Source organism: Butyricimonas synergistica DSM 23225 (assembly GCF_000379665.1).
In the GTDB taxonomy this organism is placed as follows: Bacteria; Bacteroidota; Bacteroidia; order Bacteroidales; family Marinifilaceae; genus Butyricimonas; species Butyricimonas synergistica.
The window spans coordinates 503,069-523,728 of sequence record NZ_KB903359.1 but is presented as its reverse complement, the minus strand read 5'-3'; the positions used below and the strand labels follow the sequence as shown (position 1 = coordinate 523,728).

The 20,660-nt window shown below is 46.3% G+C and carries 19 protein-coding genes and 1 riboswitch; of the genes, 11 read left to right on the top strand and 8 right to left on the bottom strand.

The annotated features are described in order from the left end of the window. The first annotated feature begins 2 nt into the window (after positions 1 to 2). Complete coding sequence (hydF, locus tag A3CY_RS0102305; protein ID WP_018336279.1) at positions 3 to 1,196, top strand: [FeFe] hydrogenase H-cluster maturation GTPase HydF; 1,194 nt, start codon at positions 3 to 5, stop codon at positions 1,194 to 1,196. A 117-nt stretch (positions 1,197 to 1,313) separates the two neighbouring features. Here hydF and A3CY_RS0102300 read toward each other — a convergent pair whose 3' ends face one another. The 5 genes from A3CY_RS0102300 to A3CY_RS0102280 all read right to left on the bottom strand — a co-directional run bounded on the left by A3CY_RS0102300 (position 1,314) and on the right by A3CY_RS0102280 (position 6,206). Beyond that, positions 1,314 to 2,219: an outer membrane beta-barrel protein gene (locus A3CY_RS0102300; protein WP_018336278.1), complete on the bottom strand. Its 906-nt coding sequence runs from the start codon at positions 2,217 to 2,219 to the stop codon at positions 1,314 to 1,316. A gap of 47 nt (positions 2,220 to 2,266) precedes the next feature. After that, on the bottom strand, positions 2,267 to 3,181 hold the full coding sequence (locus A3CY_RS0102295) for an anti-sigma factor (protein WP_018336277.1): 915 nt from the start codon (positions 3,179 to 3,181) through the stop codon (positions 2,267 to 2,269). A gap of 12 nt (positions 3,182 to 3,193) precedes the next feature. Further along, the gene (locus A3CY_RS0102290; protein ID WP_018336276.1) at positions 3,194 to 3,679 is read right to left on the bottom strand and encodes an RNA polymerase sigma factor; all 486 of its coding nucleotides are present in this window, start codon (positions 3,677 to 3,679) and stop codon (positions 3,194 to 3,196) included. Then, positions 3,672 to 4,838: a hypothetical protein gene (locus tag A3CY_RS0102285; RefSeq protein WP_018336275.1), complete on the bottom strand. Its 1,167-nt coding sequence runs from the start codon at positions 4,836 to 4,838 to the stop codon at positions 3,672 to 3,674. The genes A3CY_RS0102290 and A3CY_RS0102285 overlap by 8 nt, the downstream gene beginning before the upstream one ends. A 432-nt stretch (positions 4,839 to 5,270) precedes the next feature. After that, positions 5,271 to 6,206 carry a YitT family protein gene (locus tag A3CY_RS0102280; RefSeq protein ID WP_018336274.1) on the bottom strand — a complete coding sequence of 312 codons (936 nt, stop codon included), beginning with the start codon at positions 6,204 to 6,206 and terminating at the stop codon, positions 5,271 to 5,273. Between the two features lie 179 nt (positions 6,207 to 6,385). Here A3CY_RS0102280 and A3CY_RS0102275 point away from each other — a divergent pair, with 179 nt between their 5' ends. The 3 genes from A3CY_RS0102275 to A3CY_RS0102265 all read left to right on the top strand — a co-directional run bounded on the left by A3CY_RS0102275 (position 6,386) and on the right by A3CY_RS0102265 (position 8,804). Beyond that, complete coding sequence (locus A3CY_RS0102275; protein ID WP_018336273.1) at positions 6,386 to 6,970, top strand: TetR/AcrR family transcriptional regulator; 585 nt, start codon at positions 6,386 to 6,388, stop codon at positions 6,968 to 6,970. Positions 6,971 to 6,989: 19 nt separating this feature from the next. Continuing rightward, a complete protein-coding gene (locus tag A3CY_RS0102270; protein ID WP_018336272.1) occupies positions 6,990 to 7,940 on the top strand; it encodes a 3-oxoacyl-ACP synthase III family protein in 951 nt (316 codons plus the stop codon). A gap of 177 nt (positions 7,941 to 8,117) precedes the next feature. Further along, entirely contained in the window at positions 8,118 to 8,804 is a 687-nt protein-coding gene (locus A3CY_RS0102265; protein WP_155828154.1) for a hypothetical protein, read from the top strand. Between the two features lie 97 nt (positions 8,805 to 8,901). Here the strand turns inward: A3CY_RS0102265 and A3CY_RS0102260 are convergent, their stop codons facing one another. After that, the gene (locus tag A3CY_RS0102260; protein ID WP_018336270.1) at positions 8,902 to 10,284 is read right to left on the bottom strand and encodes an NfeD family protein; all 1,383 of its coding nucleotides are present in this window, start codon (positions 10,282 to 10,284) and stop codon (positions 8,902 to 8,904) included. After that, positions 10,281 to 11,066 (bottom strand): EI24 domain-containing protein, encoded by a 786-nt coding sequence (locus tag A3CY_RS0102255; RefSeq protein WP_018336269.1) that lies wholly within the window; start codon positions 11,064 to 11,066, stop codon positions 10,281 to 10,283. The genes A3CY_RS0102260 and A3CY_RS0102255 overlap by 4 nt, the downstream gene beginning before the upstream one ends. 195 nt (positions 11,067 to 11,261) lie before the next feature. Between A3CY_RS0102255 and purB the strand changes: the two genes are divergently transcribed. The 3 genes from purB to A3CY_RS0102240 are packed head-to-tail and all read left to right on the top strand — an operon-like array spanning position 11,262 to position 15,313. Beyond that, the gene (gene purB, locus A3CY_RS0102250) at positions 11,262 to 12,602 is read left to right on the top strand and encodes an adenylosuccinate lyase (protein ID WP_018336268.1); all 1,341 of its coding nucleotides are present in this window, start codon (positions 11,262 to 11,264) and stop codon (positions 12,600 to 12,602) included. Between the two features lie 9 nt (positions 12,603 to 12,611). Then, positions 12,612 to 14,435 carry an ABC transporter ATP-binding protein gene (locus A3CY_RS0102245; protein ID WP_018336267.1) on the top strand — a complete coding sequence of 608 codons (1,824 nt, stop codon included), beginning with the start codon at positions 12,612 to 12,614 and terminating at the stop codon, positions 14,433 to 14,435. 2 nt (positions 14,436 to 14,437) lie between these two features. Further along, positions 14,438 to 15,313 carry an NADPH-dependent 7-cyano-7-deazaguanine reductase QueF gene (locus A3CY_RS0102240; RefSeq protein ID WP_018336266.1) on the top strand — a complete coding sequence of 292 codons (876 nt, stop codon included), beginning with the start codon at positions 14,438 to 14,440 and terminating at the stop codon, positions 15,311 to 15,313. A gap of 47 nt (positions 15,314 to 15,360) precedes the next feature. Here A3CY_RS0102240 and A3CY_RS0102235 read toward each other — a convergent pair whose 3' ends face one another. After that, positions 15,361 to 15,549, bottom strand: a complete 189-nt coding sequence (locus A3CY_RS0102235; RefSeq protein ID WP_018336265.1) for a hypothetical protein — start codon at positions 15,547 to 15,549, stop codon at positions 15,361 to 15,363. 406 nt (positions 15,550 to 15,955) lie between these two features. Between A3CY_RS0102235 and A3CY_RS0102230 the strand changes: the two genes are divergently transcribed. The 4 genes from A3CY_RS0102230 to A3CY_RS0102215 all read left to right on the top strand — a co-directional run bounded on the left by A3CY_RS0102230 (position 15,956) and on the right by A3CY_RS0102215 (position 20,616). Continuing rightward, the gene (locus A3CY_RS0102230) at positions 15,956 to 16,282 is read left to right on the top strand and encodes an MGMT family protein (RefSeq protein WP_018336263.1); all 327 of its coding nucleotides are present in this window, start codon (positions 15,956 to 15,958) and stop codon (positions 16,280 to 16,282) included. Between the two features lie 82 nt (positions 16,283 to 16,364). Then, positions 16,365 to 16,515, top strand: a riboswitch (TPP riboswitch). Between the two features lie 89 nt (positions 16,516 to 16,604). Further along, complete coding sequence (gene thiS / locus A3CY_RS0102225) at positions 16,605 to 16,805, top strand: sulfur carrier protein ThiS (protein ID WP_018336262.1); 201 nt, start codon at positions 16,605 to 16,607, stop codon at positions 16,803 to 16,805. Positions 16,806 to 16,848: 43 nt separating this feature from the next. After that, positions 16,849 to 18,597, top strand: a complete 1,749-nt coding sequence (gene thiC / locus A3CY_RS0102220; RefSeq protein WP_018336261.1) for a phosphomethylpyrimidine synthase ThiC — start codon at positions 16,849 to 16,851, stop codon at positions 18,595 to 18,597. A 36-nt stretch (positions 18,598 to 18,633) separates the two neighbouring features. Further along, positions 18,634 to 20,616, top strand: coding sequence for a thiamine phosphate synthase (locus A3CY_RS0102215; RefSeq protein WP_018336260.1), 1,983 nt, complete (start codon positions 18,634 to 18,636; stop codon positions 20,614 to 20,616). Positions 20,617 to 20,660: the final 44 nt, after the last annotated feature.

The following is a 20,660-nucleotide window of genomic DNA, read 5'->3' as shown; positions in this document are numbered from 1 at the left end:
TCATGGGTAAAGACAACAAACTACATATCATACTATTAGGGAGAAGAAACAGCGGGAAAAGCTCATTAATCAACACCCTCACCGGACAAAATATTGCCATTGTTTCGGATGTTGCCGGAACCACAACCGACCTTGTCAAGAGAAGTTACGAGATTCCCGATTTCGCATCGGTCATATTCATTGATACCGCAGGTATCGACGACATCGGCACACTCGGGGAAATGCGTGTTGAAAAAACACGCAATGCCATCTCGCAAGCCGACATCGCCATTCTAGTCATCACGGGCAACCAATTCGGAAAACACGAACGGGAACTTGCCGAACGTTTCAGGAAACAAAAACTCCCATTCCTGATCATTCATAACAAACGGGATGAAAAACCGCTTACCCCCGTGCTAAAAGATCAACTTACAGGGGAATACCATTGTCCGGTTATCGATTTCTCGACAAGAGACACCGACACCACTCCCGTGCTGGATGCTATCAAAAGCGTGTGGCAAAAAGAGAATGACAAACCCAAATCCTTGATCGGCGACATACTCACCCCGGGTGACATCGTACTATTAATCACCCCGATAGACTCCGAGGCTCCCGCGGGACGCATGATCTTACCGCAGGTACAAATGCTTCGGGATATTCTGGATAATCATTGCTCAGCTATCGTCCTGCAACCGGAAGAAATCACCGGTTTTCTGGAAAAGACCGGCATTCGTCCACGGCTGGCAATAACAGACAGCCAAGTGTTCAAAAAAGTGGCAGCAATCATTCCTCCCGAAATACCTTTGACAAGCTTCAGCATCGTGCTAGCACGTCACAAAGGTAACTTCGAGGCTTACTTGAAAGGGACTGCCAAAATAGAAACCTTGCAGGAAGGCGACCGTGTACTCATGCTTGAATCTTGTTCCCACCACGTGTCATGCGAAGACATCGGACGACATAAAATTCCCCGTTGGTTGCAAGACTACACGGGCAAAAACTTTCAGTTCGACTTTATCGTGGGATTGGACGCCATCACTCGCCCGATCACCGACTACGCCATGGTCATCCAATGCGGCGGTTGCATGATTACAGGCAAACAACTGAAGAATCGGCTTCAACCTGCCATCGAAGCTGGAATCCCCGTCAGCAACTACGGCATGGCAATCGCTTACCTGCACGGTATATTCAACCGGGTAACCGAAATCTTCAAGAACTAGAAAAACAATTTACCCTTACATATAAATATTCTTCCACCCGTTCCTCAAAAAGAACGGGTGGAAGAATATTTTATTTCATGAAAAACAACTTACAATGTCGGTAAAACTTAAACCGTTTCAGAACGTAAACCCGACCCCTATCGTGTAAGGATGCAATTCCGGGGCTTTACTCTTTTTGAACATATTTGTTAACGTATAGTTTCCCCAAAGGCACATCCCTCGATAGCCCATGTGAACCGTCCAATCAGCCTTCAACGGAATCATGCCGTAGCTGTCCGAATTCTTTTTACGGCGCTTATCCCCGTCTTCATCCCGATAAACGACCTTCGTTTTTGAATGAAGCCGTACGCCCCCGACAACACCGGTAGATATATAGGCTTGCCTAACCATCGACGCCGGGAACTGCCATTCCACAAGAAGCGGTATCGTCATGTAAAATGTTTTAAACACACTTCTTTTCACACGGTCTATACCCAAATCGCTCAAAAGTTCCGCACGTAACATTCCATTCTCGTCTTTCTTTAAAGTTATATCCCAGTCAAAACGAAACCGTTGATACTCGAAACCGATTCCTGTCACCAACCCGATCGTTCGGCTCGGATTCAGCGTGATGCCATGCTCGAAAAGATTAATTTGCACGGCAAAAGAATTAGCCCAATCCAATTCCATGAAATCTTTATCATCCGTTTCGGAATAACTCGAATAACTCGTGTTCCCGAAATTCACGAACCCAAGATAGAACCCGCTCCAGTGTCCCCCGAAATGAGGTGATCGCCCCCTTCTTCTCTCCTCTCTCACCGTTTTCATTGGAACATCCGAATGACGCATAGACCTTCGTTCCGATTCCCTCACCGTATTATCCCAGATAATCATTTCCGACTCCTGCACCACCGTGTCCCGGGTTCCACTCTTTTGACGTATTGTATCTTTATGCCAACTATCACGCACGACAACAGTATCCTTTTGTGCTACTACCGACAACACGCACATCATAAACATTACATAAACAACCACCTTTTTCATATATTCATATTTTAATTTAGTACATGACGTTTAACCACCCCGATTAGTTACAGATTATCTTCATCTTTTGTATCCCTGCTCCTCAAGTGGTTTACCACGTTCCTTCCGGCGTTCACGATAGAACTCAATATATTATTAGAACTTTCTAAATCGGGAGCGATAATCCGGAAAGAACGTGTACGGGGTTCTTCCGTTTCCACCCGGAAACTCACCCCCTCGTATGGGGAAACAAGCCTTTCATCCGGGCGGGGAGCCAGGATTTCAGCCACCACCCCTACCTTCTTTTTACCCTCTATCAAACTAACAGGTTCCATGCGTTTTGCAACAACTTCTACCGCCACATCACGAGCAACAACAACCTGCGTTTTTTCCTTTTTCTGCACCTCTGCCGGTTCTACCATCATTTCCTTTACAGGCACATTCTGTAAAGAAGGCACCTCCGCTTTAACGGTCTGTTGCGGCAAATCATAAACCGGAAATTCCTTTTCTCTCGTCAGGAACATGACTAACACCACCGCGAAAAGCACGACTGCCGCCACCCCGGCGTAACGCTTCATGAAAACAATTACCGCCGGTCTACGTCGCAACACATCCTTTCCCTCGAACACACATCCGGATTCCGGTTTCATCCGCACCGCCTTGAAAGCCTTGGTTTCCCGCTCGAACTCGTCCTTTCCCACATTTTCCTCCACCCATTGCCTTTCCTCGTCAGTAATAATACCTTCGGCTTCTGCAATCGCATAATAAGCCAGTTCTTTCCCGTTCACTTGCTGCTTCAACCTCTCCTTTCTCTTGAATACTTCCTCACCCGGCTGCAAACGCACCTCGTTCATGCCTTCCAGCAATTCCCGTAAGTCGGGATGAACCAGCAGAAAAGCCCTCAACTCCGCCTCGTACTCGTCCGGCAAAACACCGTCCAGGTAATCCATGAAATATATCTCGTAATTATCTCTTGTTATCATATTTCCTCCCGTTTAAACAACAACATCCGGACGACGGATAAACTCTTTCATAAATGCCCTCGCCCGGAAAATGTAAACTTTTACCTGCGATTCGTTCAGACCCGTGATCTCCGCTATCTCGTGATAAGAATACGCCTCGTAATCCCGCAACAAAACAACCGTTTTCTGTATCGAAGGTAACTTCGCCAAGGCAAACTCCAACACCTCCTGCAACCCCGTGTATCCCGGTGAAGCTACCTCCACACGGTCGCCAACAGCCTCGATATCCCCGTATTTATTTTCTCGGCGCAAAACATCGATCATCCGGTGATAGGAAGTACTGAAAAGAAAAGCCTTTGCCTTCCCGTAGTCGATTTGCGAAACGTCCTCCCACAACTTCATGTAACTGTCCTGCACAATGTCTTCCGCCATCTCTTTCGACCTGCACATTTTATAAATAAAACGGTACACGTCATCGGAAAACGCATCTACAGTCCGGTTATATTCCACTCTATTCATTTCCCATCCCTTTCGTCCATAAAGAAATCCGCTTCACGTCACGCCAAGTAACATATTTAACTTTATCCCCCCCGCCGAATACAAGAATCCCGCTATTACTGAACGTCACGTCACGATCTCCCCCCAACACCAACTCTCCCCCATTACGCAACTTCAACCACGTGTACTTGTGATTCTTCGGTTCAATTGCCTGAATATACTTGAAAGGAATCCGGTACATCACGTTCCCGTTCTCCCCATCCAGCAACTCGAAATCCATCGCCTCGTCCAGATCATACACCAACACGCCTTCCAACACCTCTCCCCGTTTTGTTTCCACCGTACCCAAAAGCCGACGGGGATTCATGAAATCATCATACTTCAATAAGTTGATCTGATTCATGGGAACACTCCTAAACTCCCGGAAATCTTTCCACGCCACGATAACCTGTCCCACGGAAGGCATATTCACGATAATACCCCGATTCCTCTCGTCCACATCACTCTCTCCCCACAAAGCGAACTCCCGCCCGCTATTCAACGCCACCCGACAAGAACTACCGGACGAATTGATACTCCGAATATTTTTAAACGCGATAGACATCCCGCTTGACCCCGAACGCCCGTCCAACAAATGCGATAACGAATTCTCGTCAGAATCCCATTGCACGATACCCTTATATCTCCCGTAAGGAGTTTCCACGGTACCCGTGATTGGCACGTCTTCCGGTTCCCGTATCGTGTCGGGAGCCGCACTAAAAACGATCTCGCTGATATGGTCCCATTCTACCACGCTATTTCCAGCCGTTTCTATCGTTAAACTATTCCGATTTCCCCGGGGCAACCAATCTTCCAGTTCGATAATATGTCCGTCCCGCACCTCCAATTCTATCCGGTTATCCCCGATCACCCGAATTCGCTTTATATCGCCGAAACGGCAAGTAAAAGCATGAACAAGCGGCTCAATCCCATCCACGTAACGCATGTAAGGATTATCCGTCTTGGACGCATAAAAAATATCCGTCCAATACAGATTTTTTCCCCAGTAAATATAACCGCTAACCTTCGTGTTCATCACGGTATAAACATCCCCATAAATCCGGTAATCCTTAGCTTGTGCCCGAGTTTCCAACACCACGGCACAACAAATAACGCATGCTATCAATACTTTTTTCAACATACAAACCTTATTGTTTATTCATACGACGAACGAACACCACGAAAAGTTACAAAGAAAATAATCACAAATTTAACGAACACCACGATTATAACATGAAAAACGACATAAAAATAATTACCTTTGGTAAATTATTACAGAACAAGCCCAAAATAAACCAGAAACGGGTATATCATTCCTACCTTATTTACAGTTCACTGGTACCAATTCCTATTCAACTCCCATCAATTCCCCATCCAACTCCTATCATGATAGATAAATTATAACTTTTGCATAGAAAATAAAAATATTTTGCTACCAATTAAATGCAAGGCATATTTATCAATAAACTTAACACGTGATAGGAACAAGGCTAATTTCTCCCCCGTTCAAGCATGAAAAAAAGAGTGTTCCATCAGTGGAACACTCTCCCGTATCTTTTTTTAATACTATTTCCTATGAATCGGTTTCCAGCCTTTTAAAACCTTTACCCAGTATCTGATTAGCATCAAAGATCGTGACGAATGCGTTCGGGTCGATCTTGTAAATCGCTTGCTGCAAAGTTGCCATCTGGCGGCGATTAATCATTGTCATAATCATCTCTTTTTCCACCCGATTATACATTCCTTGTATCGGCACGATGGAGCCTCCCCGGTGTAGATCGTTCAATATATAAGTTCGGATTTCTTCCACTTTATCGGAAATAATGAAGAAACTCTTTTCATTATTGAATCCTAGCAGGATCATATCGATCGTTTTTCCCATGAGGAATATGGATAACCAAGAATACATCGGTACTTTCCAATCTTGAAACATCAGAAAACCGAATATCACGATACAGGAATCGACAGACATCTGTAACTGCCCCAGCGGACGATGCGTCCACTTGTGCAAGATGTTCGACAACACGTCTGTTCCCCCGCTGGACGCACGGGTTTTCAATATCATTCCTACACCGGTACCCATCACCACACCACCGAAAATACAGGCGAGCAACACTTCATCCCCCAGCCGGAATGGATCAAGAGCCACCATAGGATCGGTCGGGATAGGTTCACTCATCATTGTCAATAAAATAGCCGGAATACTATCGGAGAATACGGCAACCAAGATAAAACAAATAAATGTCTTTACCCCGAAGTCGGAACCCAATACTTTCAATCCCAACAAACTCAACGGCAAATTAAAGCACAACGCCGCCATACCAATCGGGAATCCCCACTTGTGCTGTAAAACAATCGTGATACCATATATTCCCCCGGGGACAATCTTGTACGGTGCCATGAAACAACTATACCCTAACGCTAACACAAAAGCCCCGCCGATCAACAAGGCATATGTCTTGAACCACTCTCGGGTAAACGGCTTTTCTTTTAATAATATATTCACCATTGATTCTAATTTTAATTTCGGGCGCGAATATACCCTCCCCCGAAGCACAAAAACATGACATTTGTCATATCTTCTATTAAAAATATAATTTAACATTTGACGAGAACTTCAGGCATTGATTTTGCATATCCCGAATTATTGATTATAATTGCACACTTTTTCCAAATTGTGAAATTAAAATGAGAACAAGCCTACGAATTACAAAAGAAAAAATACTCAACGTGGCACAAAAATTGTTCATCGAAATGAGTTTTTACGGCACAACGATGAAGGATATTGCCAACGCTGCTAAAATTAGCAGGCGCACGTTGTACACTCATTTTAACAGTAAGGAAGCAATTTTTAACCACATCGTGAACCAAAAGATAGAATTAATCGATCAAAAACTGAAACAGGCAGTACAAACGGCCTTGCCCGCCGACAAACGGTTGAAGTTATATATAAAGGAGCGGTTCAATTTAATAGCGGAACTCATGGGGGGAAGCCAACCCATCAAGGAAACTTTTTTACACAACAACAGTAGAATCGATGTCTTGAGAAAGAATATAGACACGCAGGAAATAGAACTTTTGTACGCCATATTGAAGGACGGGGTGACCAAAGGAATTTTCTCGATCAAACAACCCCGGCGTCTTGCAAATTCGTTACAATCCGTTTTTAAAAGCCTTGAATTCGGTTTTATCCGGGAATATGACCATAAACCCAATCCACAGATTATCAACGAGTATATTAATATATTATTTCACGGGATTATCAAGAAGTAATCAAAATACATTATAAAAAATGGAACTATATATCAACGCTTTTGCACATTACATACCGGAAACAAGAGTTCCTAATTCCTATTTCAAGGAGGTAAACGGCTTGGACGACGAATGGATATTCAGCAGAACGGGAATTAAAACCAGAAGCAAAGCGGGAGAAAACGAAAACACGAATACCATGGCTCTCGAAGCCGTGGAAAGACTAAAAGATAAATTACCTTTCGCCATGGAAGAAGTCGATCTCGTGGTGGCTGCCACCTACTCGCCACACGACACTGTGGCGACTGCGGCTCATGCCATTCAACGCAAATACACGATGAGAGCGGCAAAATGCTTGAGTGTTTCCTCTGCTTGTTCCTCGTTTATCAACGCCATAGAAATCGTACAGGGATATTTTGCCATGAACAAGGCTACCAAAGCCATCGTGGTCGCTTCCGAGCATAACACGGAATATAGCAACGAAACCTGTCCCCAAAGCGGACACTTGTGGGGGGACGGTGCCATTGCTATCGCCATATCGGCTTCCCCGAAAGGAGAAAAGCCAGCAAAGATACTTGATATTTTCACCCGAGGACTGGGGCATATCGGCAAAGCGGATACCGCCGTGTATCTCCGCCCACATCACGGGGGTATCGGAATGCCCGAGGGACGCGACGTGTTTATCAATGCTTGCCACTACATGATAGAAGGTTTGCAAGTCGTGACGGAAAGTAACGGCAAAACACTGGGCGATTTGAAATACATCGCACCCCATCAGGCAAACAAGCGCATCATGGCTACCATCGCCCGGCAAATCGATTTCCCGGAAGACCGTATTCTCGCAAACATCGGGGAAGTTGGCAACACGGGATGTCCCAGTTGCGGTATCGCCCTCTCGCAAAACCTCGAACGTGTAGAACGAGGCGACCTCGTCGGGTTAACCGTTTTCGGCGGGGGATACTCCTGCGGTGCAGTGCTATTACAGTTTTGACAAAAAGTCAATTTCACTCGGGTACGTTTGTCCCAGAGAAAGGAAAAGATCCCTAGCCCATAGCGGTGCCCGGGGATCTTTTCCTTTATTCAGGATATTTTTATAAATATCTTATTTATATTTATGGAATTTTTGGAACGATAGCATCTGAATAAGAAAACCAATACCATAATGCTTATGAAAACAACCTGTATTACCGTAATATTATTACTCGGAAGCCTTTTAGGAATGGGGCAAAAATTAGATAAGGAATTCCTTTTGCTGGGTACCCTGGACGAATACATGGGAAGACGCCTCACCGGAGAGGATGACGTAAAAGTGGACAGGTATTATCCCTACGAGGGAGGTATTGCAAGTGTTATCTATACACTTTTCAAAAAGAAATACCCGGATTTGGAATACACGATGGAAGCTTCGGGACACAAGAAACTATTATCGAAGAAATTATCCGTTAAAGTGAATAACTATTTTCTGTTAGAACAAAAGAATGGATCGAGAACCTTAATCAACAATCAGTGGGTGCCTATTTACAATGGAAACCTAAAAGAAGATGTATTCAAATCAGACAAACAAAGATGCTCCTACCTGGCAGGTGCTTTTCTCCGGTACGGACGAGTGCAAGGAGATTCCGTCCGGATCATTCATTTTGCAAATTCCGGCGGGAAAGTAGAAGTGTGCGAGAAACTACTCAAACAACTCGGGTGTAAGGATATTAAATTCGTAAGTGAAGACAGAATTCCCCGTTCAAACACGTTTTCTTTCGTTCCCACGAAAAAATTGGAAGCTTTTTTGCAGAAAGCTATGAAGTTAAGAAAGGAAACGCCAATCCAGAAACCTTACCAACTGACTTACCCGATACGATAGCCAGCAAGACCATTTACACGAGAGAATGTCCGTGTTTTTCAAATGACGGCAGCCTCTCGTGCTAAAAAACAAATTGCTTCAAACATTTGAAGATTTATCATGCCAATTTTTCCACGTAAACTTGTCCCGCTTGATATTTTATAACTTTTACCCTCGTGCCCTTTTGGATAAATGCACCCGTGTTGGAAACAGCGTCATAGACATCATCGTTAATCTCTACCTTACCCGCCGGGCGCAAATCAGTAAACGCAACACCCTCTTTCCCGACTTCTTCTTTCACGGTCATGTCTACTCCCACGAATCCCTCCTCCACCTTCTGTTCCGCGTGAAGGGCAAAATTCAACCGGCGAGAACCGAATAATTTACGACTCAACCAGATACTCGCGAAAACAGAGATCAACGAACAACTAATCACGAAGAACAGGGAACGAATGATTGCCCCCACGAAATCGGGCAGGAACTCGAACGTGAAATCATCAATCCCCGACAACGCAAGGGATGCCACGATACAAACAATCCCGAGAATCCCGGCAACCCCGAATCCCGGTATGACGAATATTTCCAGCAATAGCAAGATAAGCCCCACGCCAAACAAGATAATTTCCACGTAATTAGCAAATCCTTCCAAGTACAAAGGGGCAAAATAAAGCAAGCAAGCCGTCACGGCTGCCGCTAACGGGAATCCGACGCCCGGTGTTTGCAATTCAAAATAAATACCCCCGATAATTACCATAATCAGAAGCCCCTGCATGATTGGACTGATGAGAAAACCGATGACTTTATCCATCGTGGTAGGTCGATACTCGTGCAATTCATAATTCGTGATTCCCTCTTTCTGTATCACTTCCGGCACGTTCTCGGCAATCCCGTCACAATACCCGTGCTGCATTGCCTCGTGGGGCGTGAACGTCAATATCTTGCCACTATCCGAAACGCCTTTGACCGCAATACGCTCGTCTACCATTGCCTCAGCAATACGGGGATCCCGGTGCCAACGGACGATTGTTTTACCATTCTCTACCACAGTGTCCTTCCCGTGGGCTTGTGCCGTGGCTCGGATCATGGAACGCATATACGATTGATATTTATCGGGCATCGCCTCCCCCGTTTGGTTGACTACGGTAGCGGCACCGATATTTGCCCCTTCCCGCATATATATCTTATCACAGGCGATGGAAATCAACGCCCCTGCGGAAGCCGCGTTATTATCAATAAACACCCACACGGGTTTCGGGTAATTCAAGATCAAGCTACGCAAAGAATCGGCATAAACAACCATTCCTCCATACGTGTTCATATGGATTAATATGTAATCGGCACGCCCTTCCGTCGCCCGGTCAAATGACTTTTTCACCAACCGCCAAATACTGGGACCAATTTCATCTTTTATATCCACCTTATACACAATCGCTTTTTCGTTCTCCGCACGCACGGAAAAAAGACAAAACAACAAACCGATACAAAGCAACCATCTTTTCATCTCTCGTTCTTTTTATTTAATGATTCATCCACGACAACCGTTCCGGCTATCACGGACAACAAAGATACAAAACAACACACTATCACCCGTATAAACGGGATCATTAATGCCAAAGTAAACACCGTCCCTATCGCCACGACCATTCCCGCATTATGCCGCATATACCGCACGCTCTCCTTCACCCGGAAACGCTTCCTTTCCACGGCATAATCCATAAAAGCAAACCCGTAAAAATAGGCACTCACCCCAAAAGTCAGCACCGGGGTCACCAACCCGACCAACGGAATAAATGAAAGGAAGAACAATATCACGGTCAATATAAACTGAAAAATCATGCAACGCAGGGAAATGACAATCCCTCGCCCGATCTCCCACATCAATTGCCCGAAATTGAACGGGTACTCCTTACCGGAGAGATGCGCTTCCGTCCGTTCGGAAAGCCACGAATACACGGGTGACATAACTACCATCACCACGTATCCCCCGAAAGAGATAAACAGGATATAATACAAGGCTCTCACGAGCAATCGCACGATAAAACCCACCGTGCCGGACAGCCAGCTCAACCAGGAAATCCCGGATATCCATTCCATGATCTGTTGCTCAACCGTTTCGGAAAGCCCGCCCCCGATGCAAGACACGGCATAATTCCCCGCGATAAACAGCACCACGATAATAAAAACCGGAAACAGAAGGAAATAGCCGAAATGCCCGGAAAACAAGAGCCTCGCGGCTTTGCCGTATGCTTTTATTCCTTTTGAAAATCCTTGGAAAAAATTCATATTCCGAACATCTTTAAAAATTCGTGTAAATCTAATCCATTTTTTCGATTATTCCTACGATTATAAACTTTACAAACCTTCTAAACTTTATAAACCCAAAGCCGAAGGCTTTATAAACTTTTTTGTACTTTTGCGGAGGAAGATTTTTCCGATAAAATAAACAAGTACGTATAATTCATAAAATTAAAGTATATTATGCAAGCATTAACAGCAATTTCTCCGATCGACGGTCGATACAGAGATAAAGTCGAAGGGTTGGCAAACTACTTTTCAGAAAGCGCCCTCATTCGTTACAGAGTCATGGTTGAGGTGGAATATTTTATCGCTCTTTGCGAGCTTCCGTTGCCGCAATTGGAAGGATTCGATCATTCGCTGTTTGATAGTTTGAAAGACATTTATCTGGATTTCACAGTGGAAGACGCACAAAAGGTGAAAGACATCGAGAAAGTCACGAACCATGACGTGAAAGCGGTTGAATACTTCATCAAAGAGAAATTCGACCAGCTGAATTTACATGAATACAAAGAGTTCATCCACTTCGGACTGACCTCTCAAGATATAAACAATACTTCCGTACCTTGTTCTTTCAGGGATGCCATCCACGACGTTTATTACCCGTTGATAGATGAATTGATTGCCAAACTCGAGGAACTTGCAGAGGAATGGAAAGACGTCCCCATGCTGGCGAAGACTCACGGGCAACCGGCATCTCCCACCCGCTTGGGCAAAGAGATCAAAGTATTTGTTTACCGTTTGAGCAAACAACTGGAATTATTGAAAAAAGTAGCTTGCTCCGGGAAGTTCGGGGGAGCAACCGGAAACTTTAACGCCCACAACGTGGCATACCCGGAAATAGATTGGACGGAATTTGCCAATCATTTCCTGACTCAAAAACTGAAAATAGAACGGGAACAATATACCACGCAGATCTCGAACTACGACAACTTTGCCGCTGTATTCGATAACCTGCGCCGTATCAACACGATCGTGGTTGATTTGGATCGTGACTTCTGGACCTATATTTCCATGACTTATTTCAAGCAAAAGATCAAAGCGGGCGAAGTAGGTTCATCCGCGATGCCCCACAAGGTGAACCCGATTGATTTCGAGAACTCGGAAGGTAACCTCGGTATGGCAAACGCTATTCTCGACCACTTAAGCAACAAATTGCCAATCTCCCGCCTGCAACGGGATCTGACGGATTCCACCGTGTTGCGTAACATCGGTGTACCCTTAGCACACACGGTTATTGCCTTCAAGTCAACCTTGAAAGGGTTGAACAAACTTATCATCAATAAAGCCGCTATCGAGGCAGACCTGGAAGAAAACTGGGCTGTCGTGGCTGAGGCAATCCAAACCATCCTGCGACGGGAGTCTTACCCGAACCCTTACGAGGCGTTGAAGGCACTCACACGCACCAACAGCAAAGTGACACAACAATCCATCGCCGAATTTATCGACACGCTGGATGTATCACCCGAGTTAAAAAATGAACTGAAACAAATTACTCCCTTGAATTACACGGGAAAACTATAAACGGAATATATGCGCGATTTTATCCAAATTCTGAAAAGATTTATCCCTCCTTACAGGGCAAGGTTAGGTAAGAATATATTTTACAACATTTTGCACGCTATATTCGGCTCAATGTCATTCGTGATATTGATACCCGTTTTAGGCATCCTTTTCAAGACAGAATCCGACGTGAAAGAATTGCCGGAATTTGCTTTGAACATGAGCACGTTGAAAAATATACTTTACTACTACGTCACTTTGGGACGGGACACCATAGGACCAGTCACGACACTCCTTGTTGCCGGTGGCTTTTTCGCTTTGGCGGCTCTTTTCAAAACCGGATTCTCCTATATGGCTTCTTACGAAATCATCTTTATCCGAAACGGAGTAGTCCGGGATATTCGCCGCATGATATACCGTAAAATCTTATCCCTTCCCCTTCCCTTCTTCTCTGAAGAACGCAAGGGGGATATTATTTCCCGCATGACAGGCGACGTGCAGGAAGTGGAGAACTCGATCATGAACTCCCTGGAAATGTTTTTCCAGAACCCGATACTAATCCTGATCTATCTAGGCACGATGATTTTCATGAGTTGGCAATTGACCCTGTTCGTGTTAGTCCTGTTGCCTGTCATGGGGCTTCTGATCGGTAAAGTTGGCAAATCGCTAAAAAAAAGATCTAAGGAAGGGCAGGATAAAATGGGTGAAATTCTATCGAATATAGAAGAAACTCTTTCCGGCTTGCGCATTATCAAAGCTTTCAACGCCGAGAAAAAAGTCGATCGATCGTTCTCGAACCTGAATGAAGCCTACCGGCAGATCATGAATCGTCTGATGCGGCGGCGTTCTCTCGCCCACCCCATGAGCGAATTCCTCGGAACGGTGGTTGTAGTTATCGTGGTTTGGTTCGGTGGTTTCCTTATTTTAAGAGATACCCCGATCATGGATGCACAAGACTTTATCGCCTATATCGCATTATTCTACTCCATCATCAACCCGGCGAAACAATTCTCCACAGCTCTGTACAGCATACAGAAGGGACAAGCTGCCATGGATCGTATCGATCAGATACTCACGGCGGAATCCTCGATAAAAGAACCGGTGAACCCGAAACCCTTGAAAGAATTCAACGACCGGATTGAATATAAGCACGTGGACTTTGCTTACCGGGCAGACCATCTGGTACTGAAAGATATATCTCTGACTATCCCCAAAGGCAAGACGATTGCCTTCGTGGGTCAATCCGGTTCGGGCAAGAGTACGTTTGTCGATCTTCTCCCCCGTTTCTATGACGTGGTGAAAGGAGAAATCACGATCGACGGCATTAACATCAAAGACACCTCTACCCAAAACCTCCGGGCATTGATGGGGAACGTGAACCAAGACCCGATTCTGTTCAACGACACGATATTCAATAACATCGCCTTCGGTGTAGAATCCGCCACGCAAGAGGAAGTGGAAAGAGCGGCTAAAATCGCCAACGCCCACGACTTTATTATGCAAACGGAACAAGGCTATCAAACCAACATCGGCGACCGCGGAGGCAAGCTAAGCGGCGGGCAACGCCAACGCTTGAGCATAGCCCGTGCCGTATTGAAAAATCCCCCGATCATGATTCTCGACGAGGCTACCTCGGCATTGGATACCGAATCGGAGAAACTCGTGCAAGAAGCGCTAGATAACCTGATGAAGAACAGAACGTCGATTGTCGTGGCACACCGTTTGTCAACCATCCGGAACGCCGACTTGATCTGCGTGTTCCATGAGGGTGAAATTGTAGAACAGGGACGCCACGAGGAATTACTGGCACTCAACGGTATATATACCAAATTGTATAATATGCAAAACTTCTGACCATGGGAATTGAAGCCAAGGTACTCGGGCAACAAGTTGCCTACCCCACGGACTATTGCCCGTTGATTCTCGTTCCGGTACCCCGTAGCTTGAACCGGGTAACCTACGACATCCACTTTCCGGAAGGATTGTTCCGGGGATATGACACTTGGCACGCTTACGAGGCTGGTTTCTTGACTAATAAAGGACTTCCCGTGTGCGGGGTATTGAAGATCGTGTATTCGGCAAGCAGCCCGAACATCGTGGAAAGCAAGTCTTTGAAACTTTATCTCAATTCACTCAACATGACCCGCCTCGGGGAAAATGCCACAGAAGGCATCGCCCTGTTTACCAAAATCGTGAAATCCGATCTGGAACAAATTCTCGATACTCGCGTAGATGTTTCCTTTTTTCACCGGGAACCGGAAGAATTGTTTTTTGACTTTAAAGAGTATACTTTACTCGAGGACGACGAAAGTGTTGAAGATATATTCTTCTCGGAATACAGCGAAGCCCCTTCTCTTCTGGACGAGAGCACGGGATGCGGGGGTGAAATTAAAGTTTGTAGCCATTTACTACGCAGTAATTGTAAGATCACGAAACAACCGGATTGGGGAAGTATCTATATCCGGATGAAAGCCTCCAACCTGCCAGGTGATGCTTCCTTACTAAAATACATCGTTTCCTTGCGAAGCGAAAACCATTTCCATGAAGAAATCTGCGAGATGATCTACAAACGTTTATGGGACAAATTCAAACCGGAAATACTTGCCATCACCTGTATTTACACTCGCCGCGGCGGTATCGATATTTGCCCGTCGAGAGCGAATCAGATCGAATACCTTCCCGAATTTATCCTTGATCCGGAAGTACTCACCCGCAAATTAATGAGGCAATAAAAAAAGGGCTGGCTACTTCGGACAAGCCAGCCCCGTGCAACCAGCTCTCAAACCCGGATATTCTCTATAATATTCAAGGTTCTCAACTCGTTCAATATATCATGTGTAACTCCAGTTACCCGGACACGTTTGCCGTGCGCCAGTTTGTACACGTACCACACCGACGTATTATACTTCTTTGCAAGGTTGAAATAGACAGACTTGTTTTTCGACTTAAAAATCTTCAATATAATCATACGCACTTCATTTTATCTAGGTGACACTCCATGAATTTCTATACGCAAAATTATGGATGACAACTCATTATCCCCGACCAAATGATAAAATAGTCAAGGTTAAAATCGTAAATCTGTCTCTTTCTTATAGGCAAAACCATAAAATCAAACAAAATAGTAAAAATCGAAGGTTTTATGAGAGAACATTTATTCACGAATACCGGACAAAATGTTTACCCCCTTCTCGTCATTCAATATTATGGAAATGAATATATTAAATACTTCAAGTATCTGTTTGATATTTTAAACAGAATTATTACATTTGTGCAATCAATAAACGTTCGTTAAATAATATTCTCAAACCCTTATTAACACCCTAGTGTAGAATATATTTACTACCTTTGCGCCTACAATAATAATAGATGATATGCCAACCAACAGCACACGTGCGGAATTCTTTTCGGAAGTCTACGAAATAGTGAAACAAATCCCACCGGGAAAGGTTCTCACGTATGGCGGCATCGCCCGATTGGTCGGTAAACCCCAACGCTCCCGGATGGTCGGGCAAGCCATGTTCAATGCGCCTTCTGAATTGCATCTCCCCTGCCACCGCGTAGTAAACCACCAGGGAGCAATTGCCCCCCATTGGCTCGAACAAAGAGAACTACTCGAACAGGAAGGTGTTTCCTTCAAGAAAAGCGGGTGTGTGGATATGAAAAAATACCTTTGGAATACCGACCTTCTCCTGCCATAGGAAAAACTCACGATTCGTGAGCTATAAAGTTTATAAACTAAACTATTTCATATATCGAATATTAATTGTAGCTTTGCCGTGAAATATTCTGAAGGGGTGCCTAAGAAGCGCGGGAAATATCCTAAAACTTCTGTCTGACTAAGACCATTAGCAGATAAAAACAACGGGCTGAGATTATACCCATGAACCTGATCCGGGTAATGCCGGCGTAGGGAGAGAGAGTTATAATACATATCGAATTCCGTTTTAAAGAATCCCCCGAAAGAAATTGAAAATGGAAGTCCATCTTTCATTCTAAATTTAAAATTCTAAAATTAGAACGATGCAGATATTCATAAACGACAAATCATTCGAATGCCCCGCCGGGGCAACTCTTCCCGAAGTACTGGAAGCCAACGGCATCAAAACCGACAACATCGCTATCGCCGTCGACTTTTCCGTCATTCCCCGCCCGGAATGGGATCACACTGTCCTCCAAGACGGCAGCAAAATCATCATCATCAAAGCGGTACAGGGAGGCTAAATGAAGTTTAAAGTTTAGAGTTTAAAATCAAAAAAATAATATAATGGAAGAATTTAAAATCTCAAGCGGACCCCTCCCGGGTTCCGAGAAAATCTACGTGAAGGGCGAAATGTTTGACATACAAGTACCGATGCGCCGGATAACCCTCTCTCCCACGATTGACCTCGATGGCGTGAAAGTTGAAAATGAACCGGTGGTAGTTTACGATACTTCAGGACCTTACACAGACCCCGATTACAAAGTTGACCTGCACAAGGGTTTACCCAAGATCAGGGAACAATGGATTGCCGACCGCAACGATACTGTGAAACTCGACGGGCTTAGTTCGGAATACGGGCGGATGCGGCAGAACGACAAGTCGCTGGATGCCCTCCGTTTCGAGCACGTGAACACGACTCCCCGGGTGGCAAAGCCAGGGCATTGCGTTTCACAGATGCACTACGCGAAGAAGGGCATCATCACCCCGGAAATGGAGTTTATCGCCATCCGGGAAAACCAGCTGGTAGACAAAATACGGGAAGCCTATAAAAAGGAAAAAGGAGAACCCCTGGGAGCCAACTTCCCAGAATACATCACGCCCGAGTTCGTGCGCCAGGAAGTTGCCGCCGGGCGGGCTATCATTCCGGCGAACATCAACCACCCGGAGAGCGAGCCGATGATTATCGGGCGCAATTTTCTCGTGAAGATCAACGCCAATCTAGGCAATTCCCCCATCACCTCCTCTATATCAGAAGAAGTGGAAAAAGCCGTGTGGGCGTTCCGCTGGGGAGCTGACACGATCATGGATCTCTCCACGGGAAAAAATATCCACGAAACCCGAGAGTGGATCATCCGTAACTCGCCCGTGCCCGTGGGAACGGTACCTTTATATCAGGCTTTGGAAAAGGTACGCGGCAAAGTGGAAGACCTGACATGGGAAATCTACCGCGACACGCTGATCGAGCAAGCGGAGCAGGGCGTCGATTACTTCACGATCCATGCCGGGTTGCGCTGGCACCATGTGCCACTAACCCTCAAACGCCTCACGGGCATCGTGTCCCGCGGGGGTGCTATCATGGCACACTGGTGTACCACCCACAAGCAGGAGAGCTTCTTGTACGACCACTTTGAAGAGATTTGCGAGATACTGGCGAAATACGACGTCGGGGTATCCATCGGCGACGGTTTGCGCCCAGGATGCATTGCCGACTCCAATGACGAAGCGCAGATTGCCGAACTGAAGACCCTCGGCGAACTCGCCCAAGTAGCATGGAAACACGATGTACAGGTTATCATCGAGGGGCCTGGACACGTGCCCATGCAGAAGATCCGGGAAAACATGGATCTCGAACTCAAATACTGCAAGGAAGCACCCTTCTACACCCTAGGACCTCTCGTGACGGACATCGCTCCCGGTTACGACCACATCACCTCTGCCATCGGCGGGGCAATGATTGGGTGGTATGGAACTTCCATGCTGTGCTACGTCACCCAAAAGGAACACCTCGGGCTCCCGAACCGGGACGACGTGAAAGAAGGGGTAATCACTTTCAAACTGGCAGCCCATGCCGCCGACCTCGCGAAGGGACACCCGGCTGCTTACTACCGTGATTACGCCATGAGCAAAGCTCGTTTTGAATTCCGCTGGAAAGACCAGTTTCACCTCGCCCTCGATTCGGAGAAAGCGTTGCGTTTCCACGACGAAACCCTTCCTGCCGAGGGACACAAGGAAGCCCATTTCTGCTCCATGTGCGGTGAACACTTCTGTTCCATGCGTGCCAGCGAGAAGTTGAGAAAGAAAATGAAACAATAAATCGATTACGTGATTCTATCACCCAATCTTCACGTTATGATAGTTGTCATCACTCCACCCTATCCGGTAGCGGACGAGGAACTTATCGTGAACCGTCTTTTTGAAAACGGGTTACATCTGCTGCATCTGCGGAAGCTGAATGCAGAAAGGGACGTTTACGAGCGATTCATTCAAAAGATAGAACCCCGTTTCCGGGAACGGATCATTGTGCATGATTATTTCGATCTGGTGGAATCATACGGTTTGAAAGGCGTACATCTCAAATCACACCAGGCGGACGCTTTCGGTGACCGGGATCGGTATTCGCACGTCAGTGTTTCCTGCCACTCTTTCGAAGAGATCTACGGATTGCCGTTCACGCCGGATTACGTGTTTTTGAGTCCCGTGTTCGACAGCATATCCAAGCAAGGGTATAAATCCGCCTTTTCCCGCGATATGCTGAAAAAGGGACTGGCTAAGACTTCCGTCCCCATCATTGCCTTAGGCGGGGTGAAAGCAGAAAACATCGCCACCTGCCGGAAGGCAGGCTTCCGGGGCGTTGCTCTACTCGGTTATCTTTGGGAAAATCTCTCGGAAACCCTCTCCCGTTTCGAGAAAATCTTCCCGGACGAGGCATTAAGCATCGCCGGATTCGACCAAAGTTCGGGTGCGGGCGTAACAGCCGACATAAAGACGTTTGAATGTTGCCGGGTATATGGATTGGGCGTGGCGAGTGCCGTCACCTTTCAGAACCAGAATGAGTACCTCGGCACCAAGTGGATGACCCCCGACGAGATTATCCGCCAGTGCGAAGTTCTGTTCCGGGAATTCACCCCGGCATTCGTCAAGATCGGGTTGATCGAAAGCTTTGATTCGCTGACTCGTGTCGTCGATTACCTGACTTCCGCCCTTCCCCGCGTGAAAATCATCTGGGATCCCATTCTAAAAGCGAGTGCCGGATTCCAGTTTCACAACGGCGAAAGTCTGGAAGCCATACAGGAAGTGCTGAAGAAAATATATCTGCTCACCCCGAACCGGAACGAACTTGAAATCCTTTTCGGGAAAGACATTGAAATACAACACATTCAAGACATTTGCCGCCGCCTGCACACCAATATTCTCTGGAAAGGCGGTCACAACACGGAGGCATTGGCTTCCGACAGGCTAATCACGGGCGAAACGATACACACCTTCTCCGTCGCGCGGGGCAGCCACGGGAAACACGGCACGGGGTGCGTCCTCTCGTCCGCTATCACCTCTTACCTCACACTCGGTTACTCTCTCCCGGAAGCCTGCCGCCTCGGGCAACACTACGTGTCCGGTTTCATCCGGTCGAACGACACGAACTTAGGCTTGCACAACCGGGTTCATGCCGAGGCGATCCCGGCTGACCTGTACCGTATTCCTTTGCAATACATCACGGATCACAAGGAAGGCGTATCCATCCCCGAGCAGGTAGAAGCGGTGTGCAAGGGAGGATGCCGCTGGGTGCAACTGCGCGTGAAGGACGCCTCCCGTGAAGAATTTATCCGGATCGGGTACGCCGTCAAGGAGATATGCAAGCGTTACGGAGCCTTGTTCCTCGTCAACGACCACGTGGACATCGCCCTCGAACTCAACGCCGACGGGGTACATCTCGGCAAAAAGGACATGAACCCACTGGAAGCCCGCAAGATACTAGGATACTCCAAGATCATCGGGGGCACCTGCAACACGTTCGACGACGTCGCTGAACGCTACCGCCAGCAAGTGGATTACATCGGCTTGGGACCCTTCCGGTTTACTTCCACGAAGAAACAATTAAGCCCTATACTAGGACTGGAAGGTTACCGCCAAATCATGGACGCATGCCGCCAGACGGGCATCTGCCTTCCCGTACACGCCATCGGCGGGATACGGGAAGACGACATCCGCCCCGTTTTAGACACCGGAGTGACAGGCATCGCCCTCTCCTCCCTGCTCAAAAACAATGACAACATAGCGGACAAAACAAAACAAGTTTTGTCCCAATTAAAACTTATACAATTGAAAAATGGATAGATTAAATGATTAAGGAATCACAGAATTTATTCAATCTAAAATTA

Excerpts from the sequence above, each read along its gene's own strand:
- thiC (WP_018336261.1), top strand. The coding sequence starts at position 16,849 with ATGGAAGAATTTAAAATCTCAAGCGGACCCCTCCCGGGTTCCGAGAAA.
- A3CY_RS0102215 (WP_018336260.1), top strand. The coding sequence starts at position 18,634 with ATGATAGTTGTCATCACTCCACCCTATCCGGTAGCGGACGAGGAACTT.
- thiS (WP_018336262.1), top strand. The coding sequence starts at position 16,605 with ATGCAGATATTCATAAACGACAAATCATTCGAATGCCCCGCCGGGGCA.
- A3CY_RS0102275 (WP_018336273.1), top strand. The coding sequence starts at position 6,386 with ATGAGAACAAGCCTACGAATTACAAAAGAAAAAATACTCAACGTGGCA.
- A3CY_RS0102285 (WP_018336275.1), bottom strand. The coding sequence starts at position 4,838 with ATGTTGAAAAAAGTATTGATAGCATGCGTTATTTGTTGTGCCGTGGTG.
- A3CY_RS0102235 (WP_018336265.1), bottom strand. The coding sequence starts at position 15,549 with ATGATTATATTGAAGATTTTTAAGTCGAAAAACAAGTCTGTCTATTTC.
- hydF (WP_018336279.1), top strand. The coding sequence starts at position 3 with ATGGGTAAAGACAACAAACTACATATCATACTATTAGGGAGAAGAAAC.
- A3CY_RS0102255 (WP_018336269.1), bottom strand. The coding sequence starts at position 11,066 with ATGAATTTTTTCCAAGGATTTTCAAAAGGAATAAAAGCATACGGCAAA.
- purB (WP_018336268.1), top strand. The coding sequence starts at position 11,262 with ATGCAAGCATTAACAGCAATTTCTCCGATCGACGGTCGATACAGAGAT.
- A3CY_RS0102280 (WP_018336274.1), bottom strand. The coding sequence starts at position 6,206 with ATGGTGAATATATTATTAAAAGAAAAGCCGTTTACCCGAGAGTGGTTC.
- A3CY_RS0102230 (WP_018336263.1), top strand. The coding sequence starts at position 15,956 with ATGCCAACCAACAGCACACGTGCGGAATTCTTTTCGGAAGTCTACGAA.
- A3CY_RS0102295 (WP_018336277.1), bottom strand. The coding sequence starts at position 3,181 with ATGATAACAAGAGATAATTACGAGATATATTTCATGGATTACCTGGAC.
- A3CY_RS0102270 (WP_018336272.1), top strand. The coding sequence starts at position 6,990 with ATGGAACTATATATCAACGCTTTTGCACATTACATACCGGAAACAAGA.
- A3CY_RS0102245 (WP_018336267.1), top strand. The coding sequence starts at position 12,612 with ATGCGCGATTTTATCCAAATTCTGAAAAGATTTATCCCTCCTTACAGG.
- A3CY_RS0102300 (WP_018336278.1), bottom strand. The coding sequence starts at position 2,219 with ATGAAAAAGGTGGTTGTTTATGTAATGTTTATGATGTGCGTGTTGTCG.
- A3CY_RS0102265 (WP_155828154.1), top strand. The coding sequence starts at position 8,118 with ATGAAAACAACCTGTATTACCGTAATATTATTACTCGGAAGCCTTTTA.
- A3CY_RS0102240 (WP_018336266.1), top strand. The coding sequence starts at position 14,438 with ATGGGAATTGAAGCCAAGGTACTCGGGCAACAAGTTGCCTACCCCACG.
- A3CY_RS0102290 (WP_018336276.1), bottom strand. The coding sequence starts at position 3,679 with ATGAATAGAGTGGAATATAACCGGACTGTAGATGCGTTTTCCGATGAC.
- A3CY_RS0102260 (WP_018336270.1), bottom strand. The coding sequence starts at position 10,284 with ATGAAAAGATGGTTGCTTTGTATCGGTTTGTTGTTTTGTCTTTTTTCC.